Raw genomic sequence first — 8922 nt, forward strand, 5'->3', positions numbered from 1 at the left:
CGCCACCCGCCGCCGCCCCGGCTCCCCCACCGGCATCCAGCACGGAAAGCAAGGTGGTGACCGTGCAGGCGGACAGTCTGGGCAGCGATTTCGTGCAGGACATGGACTCCCTGCGCGCCAGCCTGTTTGTGCAGGCCAAGCATTTCGTGGCGCTGTTTGGCGATCTTGTATTTGTCGCCCACTGGACGCGCACCATCTTCGCCGATCCGCAGTCGCGCGGCATCCTGCTTGATGCCGTGGGCCGGGCGACGCTGATCCTGCTGCTTGCCCTGGCCGCCGAGCGTGGTTTCTCGCTTCTGCTGCGCAAGCCCCTGCTCAAGGTCACGGAACGCGCCGTGGCGACCGAGCGGCGGCTCAACCTGCCCGATGTCAATGCCGCACCGCCTCCGTCCCCCACGGCCGGGGACGATACCGCGCAGGCCGCCGATGAACAGGCGGCCCTACAGGCCCAGCAGAACGACATGCAGGCGCAGCACGCCACGCTGCGCCTGCTGGCCCGCCTGCCGTATTCAATCCTGCACCTGCTGATCAAGATGCTGCCGGTGGGGCTGTTTTTCGGGCTGGGCACGTCGTTCGCCTATCTGCTGACAACAACCCATCAGGCCGAACTGGTCACGCTGACGCTGACAAATGCCTATGTCGTCGCCCGCGTGGTCTATCTGTTGATGGAAACGCTGTTTGTCCCGCATTCCCCGGCCATCCGCCTGTGCAGCGCCAGCACCCAGACCGCGTTCATGGTCACGCGGTGGCTCAATTTCCTGGTGGCCGCCCCTTCGGTCGTGGTGTGCCTGTCCACGCTGGGCGGGGTGTTCGACATGCCCGCGCGCGGGACCGAGGCAATCATTCGCACGGTGGTCCTGGTCGAACATGTGCTTGTGGCCATCTTCACATGGCGGGTACGCGCCCATGTGGCCAGCGCCCTGCAGCCACCGGCCCGGCTGCGCAAGCAACCATTCTGGATGTTTCTGGGCAGGCTGGTCTACCTGTGGTGGATACCGGCGATGTTCTTCAATTTCGCGCTGTGGCTGATCTGGGCCACCCATATCCGCGGCGGCTATGTCTGGATTTTCCGCACGGTCATCCTGACATCGGCGGTCGTGATCCTGTCGCGGGTGGTGTCGGTCCTGATCTTCAACCTGCAGAACCGGCTGTTCCACATCTCCCCGGCGCTGGAAGCACGCTATCCCGGCCTGCAGGGGCGGGTGGACTATTACTATCCGGCCGCGCGCAAGATGCTGTCGTTCCTGCTGTTCTTCATCTCCGTGGTCCTGTTCCTTCAGGCGCTCGGGCTGCCCGCCATCCACTTCCTTTTCTATGGCAGGCTGGGGCCGAAGATCGTGGGCGCGATCACTTCCATGATGGTTGCCTATACCGTGGCCGTACTGGCGTGGGAGGCGGCGAACGCGGCGCTGGAACGCCAGATCGCACGGTTTGAAAATTCCGCCCAGACAGGCCGCGCCAGCCGCCTGCGCACGGTCCTGCCCATTATCAAGACCGTGCTGCTGGCCGTCATCATCATTATCGTGGCGGTGACCACCCTGTCACAGATCGGCATCAATGTCGCACCGCTGCTGACGGGTGCGGGGATCATGGGCGCGGCCATCGCCTTTGGCGCGCAAAGTCTGGTCAAGGATTTCATCACCGGCTTCTTCATGCTGGTGGAAAACGCCATTCAGGTGGGCGACTGGGTTACGGCGGGGGGCATATCGGGCACGGTGGAACATCTGTCCATCCGCACCCTGCGGCTGCGCTCGATCAACGGGGATCTGCACATCATCCCGTTTTCGGAGGTGTCCTCCATCGCCAACACATCACGCGATTACAACCTCGTCGTGGTTGATTTCATGATCGACCTTACGCAGGACACGGGGCAACTGACCGCCATACTGCATGAAGAACTGGAAAAAATGCGCCAGACGCCACGCTTTGGGCGGCTGATCATGTCCGGTTACTCGTTTCTGGGTATCGAACAGGCGGATGGAAACGGCGCGCGCTACCTTGCTCGGTCCGGACCGCGCCGGGGGCGAAATGGGCCGTCTATCGGGAATTCTACAGTCGGCTTGCCGTGCGCATGAGCCAGGAAGGCATCAAATTCCCGGTTCCCAGCTATCTCTACCTGCTGGACAACGCCCCTGGCAGCGACGGGCTGCACGTCAGCATGGATCAGGCCCAGAAAAAGGCGGGTGGCCCGACGGAACCAGCCGGACCGGCAGAACCGGCGCCGCAGGGCTAGGGTGTGTCAGAAGACCGTATCAAACAGCAGTTTGCCATTGAGCAGCAGGATCACGGCGGAAACCAGCCATGCCAGCACCGCCATGGGGGTAGAAATGACAAACTCCCCCATCTTGCGCCGGTCGGATACAAACATGACAAGCGGGATCACCGCGAAGGGCAGTTGCATGGACAGGATGACCTGACTGAACATGAGCAACTGCCCCACGCCCCGGTTGCCATACAGGGCCGTCACGATCACAATCGGGACGATAGCCAGACCCCGCGTAAGCAGACGGCGCGCCCATGACGGGATATGCAGCCGCAGGAATCCCTCCATGATGATCTGACCCGCCAGCGTGCCCGTAACGGTGGAGTTGGTGCCTGCCGCCAGCAGCGCGACCGCGAACAATGTGGAGGCGATACCCACCCCCAGCACGGGAGAGAGCAGGCGGTACGCGTCCTCGATCTCCGCCACATCCTGGTGGCCGGTGGTATGGAACGCCGTCGCCGCCACGATCAGGATCGCGGCGTTGATGAACAGCGCCAGCATCAGCGCAAGGGAACTGTCCCATGTGGCCCAGCATATGGCCTCGCGCCGGCCCACCGGCGTACGCGCGTAGGCCCGCGTCTGCACAATGGAGGAATGAAGATAAAGGTTATGGGGCATGACGGTCGCCCCGACGATGCCGATGGCGATATAGAGCATCCGGCTGTCCGTCACGATGGCGGATGAAGGCAGGAACCCCCTGAGCACACTGGCCAGCGGGGGGCTGGCCACCGCCACCTGCACCATGAAACACAGCGCGATCACGCTGAGCAGCCCGATCACGAAGGCTTCCAGATAACGGAACCCCCGGTTCATCAGGAACAGGACGATAAACGCATCCATGACCGAGATAAGGGCGCCCGCCAGCAGCGGAATACCGAACAGGAGCTGAAGGGCGATTGCGGTACCGATGACCTCGGCCAGATCGCAGGCGATAATGGCCAGCTCACAGGCCAGCCACAGAACGATATTGAGGGCAGGGGGAAAATGGTCCCGGCACGCCTGCGCCAGATCATGACCCGTGGCGATGCCCAGCCGCGCGGAAAGCGATTGCAGCATGATCGCCATGAAGTTCGACAGCAGGATGACGGCCAGCAGCGTGTAACCGAACTGCGCCCCCCCCTGCAGGTCCGTGGCCCAGTTGCCGGGATCCATGTACCCGACCGAGACCATGTAACCCGGACCGACAAACGCCAGAAACCGCCGCAACCATGGCGCCCCGGAATCGGGCACATGCACGGAGGCAAAGACTTCGGGCAGGCTGTGGTTATCGGCCTGTGTACCTCTGGCAAAGCGCCATATGGCGGGTTTCGGCATGGGCGGTGCTAGGGGCGCAGGGGGCTTATGGCTCATGCCGTTACTCAATCGTATCCGCCCATGATATTCAATAGGCTATATTAGATTGCACAAGGGAATTTTATCAGTCTGTGCAATATATTGACCAAAGCTCTCCGTCCCCCGGATTTTCCACCGGACCAGAGCGTCCCGTTATGGATTCTCCTTGATAAACAGGCGATTGTTTGAAAATATCGCCCTTAATACATGCCGCAAATCCTAGGGACGTTTCTGGTGAAGCTGTTTTCAAAAAGCCTCGGGAACATCGTCTTTAAAAAAAGTAGCGGCGAAAAGGCATATCACCGCATCTGTGACGCCACGGTTGCACTGACAACACCCGCGATCACACCCGTGGTCAGGGCGGTCAGCAGGTACTGATTGCCATAGCGCATCCATTCATACCCCGGCGGCGGGGCGGAAAGACCACGGTAATTCTGCCAGTTGTTGACCACCCACCGGCTGTTGCGCGGGCCATCATAGCGGTCTCCCCGCCGCCATACGCGGTTCATGTCAACATGATCGTCACCACCGCCACGCCGGGGTGATGGACCATTCATGCGATGGCCCATCCCGCCACCCGGCCCCTGCGACCTGCCCGGGCCACCGGATCCACCCGGCCCACCCGGTCCGCCCCGACCGGGCCCGGAATTATTCGGACCGGCACCGGGGCCACCATGTGGCCCCGGCTGGCCAAAAGGCTGCGCGTAAACCGGGGAGGCAAGGCACAGCACACCAGCCGTGATGAGTGCCATGGTGGATCTGATTTTCATGGGCGGTCCTGATCCAGATCGGGCTGTGGAGTTGAGGGGAAAGGAGGGGGCCGGTTCAGCCTCATTCATTTTCCCTCAGGCACGCTCCGGGCGGGAGCGGTCTTCATCCCGTAACGCCTGAATGGTGGGCCGGGTTGCATCACCCATGCCCCACAACCTGAGTGCGATGTTTTGTGTGTGATGCGGAACACAACCGCCCGGATGGACATGATTCGTTATATTTCACAATGCAACTTCTAGCTCGAAGCGTGGGAAGGCGTATTGCGCTCCGCCGTGATCTGAATCCATAAAGGCCAAGGTAACGGCGGGAGACCTGGCTTTTGCACCCTATAAAAACCGGGCGACACGCGGCCGTACTCGTATCGGCACTGCTGTATGGCGTATCCCTGCTCCCCATTCCCGCCCATGCGGCGGATACGGATACCCGCACGGCCGGCCCCGCCATCAGTCTCAACCCGGCGGATTCCATCCTGATCGATGATCTGGAACGCCGCACCTTCCAGTGGTTCTGGGATGCAGGTGACCCGAAGACCGGTCTCGTTCCCGACCGCTACCCATCGGGGCAGACATTGAGCAGCGTCGCCTCCATCGGCTTCGGCCTGACCGCCTATGGCATCGGCGCGACACGCGGCTACATTACGCGCGAGCAGGCTGCCCGGCGCACACTGGTCACGCTGCGCCATCTCATGCGCAGCCCGCAAAATGACAGCGCGGAAGGGGCGGCGGGCTATCAGGGTCTTTACTACCACTTCCTCGACAAAAACACGGGCCTGCGCTTCAGCCGGGATATCGAACTGTCCAGCATCGATACCGCGCTGCTGATGCAGGGCGTCCTGTTCTCCCAGTCCTTTTATGACCGCGACACGCCGCGGGAACGCGAAATACGCGATCTGGCCGATCAGCTGTACAGGCGCGTCAACTGGCAATGGATCACCCGGCCCGATAACCGGATGAGCATGGGCTGGACACCGGAACACCAGTTCATCCCGAACTACTGGGAAGGCTACAGCGAAGGGATGATGGCGTACATCCTCGGCCTCGGCTCACCTTCCCATCCACTGGCCCCGGTCTCGTGGCAGGCATGGCTTGCCACCAACAACCAGAGATGGGGGGATTATTATGGCCAGACATTCCTCAACTTCGCGCCCCTGTTCGGCCACCAGTACAGCCACGCATGGATCGACTTCCGTGGCGTGCGCGATGCGTGGGCGCAGTCGCGGCAGATAGATTATTTTGAAAACAGCCGCCGCGCCGTTTACGCCCAGCAGGCCTACGCCATAGCCAATCCGGGCAAATGGCAGGACTACAGCGCCACCATGTGGGGGCTGACCGCCTGCGATGGCCCCGGTGATGTCACCCGGCAGATGGATGGACAGTCCCGCCACTTCCTGTCCTATTCCGCCCGGGGCGCGGGGCGGGACTATACGCAGGATGACGGTACCATCGCACCCACCGCCGCCGCCGGTTCCATCGCCTTCGCCCCTGAAATCGTGCTGCCGACGCTACGGAACATGAAAGCCCGCTATGGCGCGCGGATTTATGGTCAGTACGGCTTTGTCGATGCCTTCAACCCCAGTTTCCGCGATGGGCAGTCTTTCTGGACCGACCATGAATATCTGGGCATAGATCAGGGTCCGATCCTGCTCATGATCGAAAACTGGCGCAGCGGGCTGGTCTGGGATGTGATGAAGCACAACCCCTATATCCGCACCGGGCTGGAACGCGCGGGGTTTGCGGGCGGCTGGCTGCCAGCCGCCACGGCCATGACGGCGCCCACATCTCCCACACCCCCATCGCCGCAGTCGCCGTCACCGCGACAGGATCACGCCAGCGCGCTGCCAGCGGATACGACGGCAGCCCGCCATTCCTGAACAATACGACCGAGGCAACCCGACGCGGATGGAGCGGGCAGGGGTCAGACCCGCGCCACCCGCCACAGGATTCATGCCGCTACAAGCTTGTCCTCGGTCGCGGGCACGCGGATGAGGTAGTCGAACGCCGCCAGCGCCGCCGTGGCCCCGCCGCCAATCGCGATCACGATCTGCTTGTAGGGCGTGGTGGTGGCGTCACCCGCGGCGAACACGCCGGGAACCGATGTCGCGCCATGCTGTCCACAACGATCTCGCCAAAGTCGTTGAGCTTCAGCGTACCCTTCAGCCAGCCCGTGTTCGGCAGCAGGCCGATCTGCACGAACACCCCCTCCAGATCCACATGATGGTCCGCGCCATCGCCGCCACGATAGGTCAGGCCGGTCACGTTCCTGCCGTTCCCTTCGATGCGGGAGGTCAGGGCCTCGGTCAGAACCGTCACGTTGGGCAGGCTGTACAGCTTGTCCTGCAACACCTTGTCCGCCTTCAGGTGCGAACCGCGCTGGAGCAGTGTGACATGCGCGACAATACCCGCAAGGTCGATCGCGGCTTCCACGCCGCTATTGCCGCCACCGGCCACGGCCACCCGCTTGCCCTTGTAGAAGGGGCCATCGCAATGCGGGCAGTAGGCCACGCCCTTGTTCCGGTATTCCTCCTCGCCCGGCACGCCCAGATGCCGCCAGTGCGCGCCCGTGGCCAGTATGACCGTGCGGGCATGGAGGATCGCCCCGCTTTCCAGCGCAACCCCATGCAGACCGCCGGGATGCGCGGCAGGAAACAGTTCCTTCGCGCGCTGGGAGGGGATGATGTCCACGTCATACTGACGCACATGGGCCTCAAGGGCCGCGCCCAGCTTCGGCCCGTCCGTTTCCTTGACCGAGATGAAGTTCTCGATGCCTTCCGTATCCATCACCTGCCCGCCAAAGCGTTCGGCCACCAGACCCGTGCGCAGCCCCTTGCGGGCGGCATAGATCGCGGCTGATGCGCCAGCGGGGCCACCGCCAATGATCAGCACGTCAAACGGGGCGATGTCCTTGAGCTTCTCGGCCGCGCGTTTGGGCGCGTCCGCGTCCAGCCGGGCCAGGATCTGGTCAATATCCGTGCGCCCGGTCTCGAACAGTTCCCCGTTCAGATAGACCTGCGGCACGGACATGATGTTTTTCTGCGCCACCTCGTCCTGAAACAGCGCGCCGTCGATCGTGACATTGTGGATGTTGGGGTTGAGCACGCTCATGGCGTTGAGCGCCTGCACCACATCAGGGCAGTTCTGGCATGAAAGGGAGACATAGGTCTCGAAATTGTACTGCCCCGGCAGCGCCTTGATCTGGCGACCGTCTCATCGGACAGCCTGGGCGCATGACCGCCCGCCTGAAGCAGCGCCAGAACGAAGGACGTGAACTCATGCCCCATCGGGATGGCGGCGAATGTCACGCCGGTTTTCGCGTTTTCGCGGCGGATGACAAAGGAAGGCCGCCGGGTGGCCGTGCCCTGTTCGGAAACCTGCACCTTGTCGGAAAGGGCGGCGACCTCGTGCAGCAGTTCATGCATCTCGCGCGATTTCGGGCTGTCATCAAGCGATGCCTCAAGCACGATGGGGTGCGCCAGACCAGCTAGATAAGCCTTGAGCTGCGTTTTGATGGTGTCTTGCAACATGGGAGTTAACTCCGCTCTTTCCGGAAAGGTGGGCAGGGTGGCCCGGCCCCGCAAAGGGGCCGGACCACAACCGCACGGATCAGATCTTGCCGACGAGATCCAGCGACGGGGTCAGCGTTTCACCGCCTTCCTTCCACTTCGCGGGGCAGACTTCACCCGGATGGGTGGCGACGTACTGCGCGGCCTGGATTTTGTCGATCAGCTCGGCCGCGCTGCGGCCAACGCCACCGGCCGTGATCTCGATGTACTGGATCTTGCCGTCCGGATCGATCAGGAAGGTGCCGCGATCGGCCAGCCCGGCTTCCTCGATCAGCACATCAAAATTGCGTGCGATCTGACCGGTCGGGTCGCCCAGCATGACATACTTGATCTTGCTGATGGCCGGGGACGTATCGTGCCAGGCCTTGTGGGTGAAATGCTTGTCGGTCGAGACCGAGTAGATCTCCACGCCCAGCTTCTGGAATGTCGCGTAGTTGTCGGCCAGATCCTCGAGTTCCGTCGGGCAGACGAACGTGAAATCCGCCGGATAGAAGAAGAAGACGGCCCATTTGCCCTTCACATCGACATCGGTCACCTTGATGAACTTGCCGTTATGGAAGGCATCGGCCTCAAAAGGCTTCAATGACGAATTGATGCGTGCCATGTGGTATGCTCCTTGCTTTCGCTAATCAGGTGTTAACGGGCATCTTGTCCCACGAACACGAAATGCGGGGAAACAGTTTCTGTCAATGGCTGTTATCGGGAAAACCGTTTTACAAATCGTTCAAAATCGGTCCTATCTATACCCATGACCTATATTCCCCTCTCCGGCCTGTCGCTACGCGATATTGAATATGTGGTGGCGGTGGATGACCTGCGCAATTTTTCCCGCGCGGCGGAACGCTGCGGCGTAAGCCAGGGCGGCCTGTCCGAACAGGTGCGCAAGCTGGAGGCCCTGCTGGGTGTCGTCCTGTTTGAACGCTCGCGCCGCCGCGTCACGCTCACACCGGAGGGCGCGCGCCTGATCGCCATGGGCCGCGACGTGCTGACCGCCGCC

At 62.2% G+C, this 8922-nt stretch carries 5 protein-coding genes and 2 pseudogenes; 3 read left to right on the forward strand and 4 right to left on the reverse strand.

The window, feature by feature from the left end; all coding sequences use genetic code 11:
- Positions 1-2233 (forward strand): annotated as a pseudogene (locus JCM25156_RS22045) (mechanosensitive ion channel family protein); the annotation flags it as partial.
- A 6-nt stretch (positions 2234-2239) separates the two neighbouring features.
- Here JCM25156_RS22045 and JCM25156_RS06235 read toward each other — a convergent pair.
- Both JCM25156_RS06235 and JCM25156_RS06240 read right to left on the reverse strand, forming a co-directional pair.
- Positions 2240-3577: an Nramp family divalent metal transporter gene (locus JCM25156_RS06235; RefSeq protein ID WP_148299343.1), complete on the reverse strand. Its 1338-nt coding sequence runs from the start codon at positions 3575-3577 to the stop codon at positions 2240-2242.
- Positions 3578-3894: 317 nt separating this feature from the next.
- Entirely contained in the window at positions 3895-4365 is a 471-nt protein-coding gene (locus JCM25156_RS06240) for an RcnB family protein (RefSeq protein ID WP_025812503.1), read from the reverse strand.
- Between the two features lie 320 nt (positions 4366-4685).
- On the opposite strand from JCM25156_RS06240, the gene JCM25156_RS22050 reads away from it, so the two are divergent.
- The gene (locus tag JCM25156_RS22050) at positions 4686-6236 is read left to right on the forward strand and encodes a glucoamylase family protein (RefSeq protein ID WP_183480389.1); all 1551 of its coding nucleotides are present in this window, start codon (positions 4686-4688) and stop codon (positions 6234-6236) included.
- Between the two features lie 71 nt (positions 6237-6307).
- Here the strand turns inward: JCM25156_RS22050 and ahpF are convergent.
- Both ahpF and ahpC read right to left on the reverse strand, forming a co-directional pair.
- Positions 6308-7886 (reverse strand): annotated as a pseudogene (ahpF, locus tag JCM25156_RS22055) (alkyl hydroperoxide reductase subunit F).
- Positions 7887-7965: 79 nt separating this feature from the next.
- The gene (ahpC, locus tag JCM25156_RS06255; RefSeq protein WP_025812504.1) at positions 7966-8529 is read right to left on the reverse strand and encodes an alkyl hydroperoxide reductase subunit C; all 564 of its coding nucleotides are present in this window, start codon (positions 8527-8529) and stop codon (positions 7966-7968) included.
- A 144-nt stretch (positions 8530-8673) separates the two neighbouring features.
- Here ahpC and JCM25156_RS22060 point away from each other — a divergent pair.
- On the forward strand, positions 8674-8922 hold a 249-nt coding region (locus JCM25156_RS22060; protein ID WP_034958612.1), incomplete at its 3' end, for a LysR family transcriptional regulator.

This window comes from Komagataeibacter kakiaceti JCM 25156 (genome assembly GCF_000613305.1).